This is a genomic window from Stenotrophomonas pictorum JCM 9942, from assembly GCF_001310775.1.
Classification (GTDB): Bacteria; Pseudomonadota; Gammaproteobacteria; order Xanthomonadales; family Xanthomonadaceae; genus Stenotrophomonas; species Stenotrophomonas pictorum.
The window spans coordinates 1-1396 of sequence record NZ_BAZI01000545.1; the positions used below are offsets into that span (position 1 = coordinate 1).

Sequence of the window (1396 nt, forward strand, 5' to 3'; positions counted from 1 at the left end):
TTCGCCACCGGCCGCACCCCAAACACCCGCACGCTCAACCTCGACGCGGCCGGTGTGGTGGTCAATGCGCAAGGCGCCATCACCATCGACCACGCGATGCGCACTACCGTGCCGCACATCTATGCCGCCGGCGACTGCACTGACCAGCCGCAGTTCGTCTACGTCGCGGCGGCGGCCGGCACCCGCGCTGCAATCAACATGACGGGTGGCAACGCGACGCTGGATCTGACGGCGATGCCGGCGGTGGTGTTCACCGACCCGCAGGTCGCCACCGTGGGCTACAGCGAAGCCGAAGCGCACCACGACGGTATCGAGACCGACAGCCGCACGCTGACGCTCGACAACGTGCCCCGGGCGCTGGTCAACTTCGACACGCGCGGTTTCATCAAGCTGGTTTCGGAGGCCGGTTCGGGACGACTGATCGGCGTGCAAGCGGTAGCCCCGGAAGCAGGCGAGCTGATCCAAACCGCAGTACTGGCGATTCGCAACCGCATGACGGTGCGAGAGTTGGCCGACCAGTTATTCCCCTACCTGACGATGGTCGAGGGGCTGAAACTCGCGGCACAAACCTTCACCAAGGACGTAAAGCAACTGTCCTGTTGCGCGGGGTAGTGGCTGGGCCTCTTACCTATGCTTCATCGGCTGAATCACAAATTCAGGCTGAAGCGCCGCCTCTTGCACAATGGGCTGAGGACTATTCGAAATACCCCTCTTCGAGTAGCCGCGCCAGCGTCGGGAGATAGGGGCCGTACTCGACCACGCGCGTGATCTTCTTCTTGCGCGTTGCCGCCGTGGTCATCCGCTGGAACACGAAGTCCGTGGTCATTGGGTCGTCGTCATCGACCAACACGGTTTCGATAACCGAGCCATCCTTGCGCGCCTTCTTGTCGTAGAGCATGCGCGCCCGAAGCACCTCGAAGCTGTAACCCCTGCCCATGCGGTTCATGTCTTTGGCCACTCGGTTGACTGACTCAGTATAGGCATTGGTAATCGGCTGCTCGAAGTAGGCGAAGATTTCGTCGTGCCAGTTGTGCACGGCGGTGGTCAGGTCCTTGAACGTGGCCGCCAATTCGGTCGGAATATTGGCCTGCCACTTCGCGCAGGCGGCTTCTACTGCTGGGCGGGTCTTCTGATCCCAGATCGACAGAAATCCTTCCTTGAGCGCGTGGGCTTCGCTTAGGAGCGGGAACTGTTGGAACCATTCCCGCATCCGGTCCATATCTCTCCCTGTCAGGTCGTGCTGCCGCTTGAGCAGCAGGAACCGCTCGTCCTTGAGTTTGAGGCGCTGCCGGGTGGACAAATCCTTGCGAATGCGCTTGCGCAGCTTCTCCAGCGCGTCGTTCGCCATGCGCTGGATATGGAATCGATCGACCACGATCCGGGCCTGTGGCAGCGT

Annotated in this window: 1 protein-coding gene and 1 pseudogene; one reads left to right on the forward strand and one right to left on the reverse strand. The window is 61.7% G+C overall.

The features are described from left to right. Positions 1 to 612: FAD-dependent oxidoreductase (locus JCM9942_RS15875; protein WP_172675169.1), on the forward strand; the 612-nt coding region annotated here is incomplete at its 5' end. Between the two features lie 82 nt (positions 613 to 694). Here the strand turns inward: JCM9942_RS15875 and JCM9942_RS15880 are convergent. Next, a pseudogene (locus JCM9942_RS15880) lies at positions 695 to 1396 on the reverse strand (ISL3-like element ISStma11 family transposase); the annotation flags it as partial.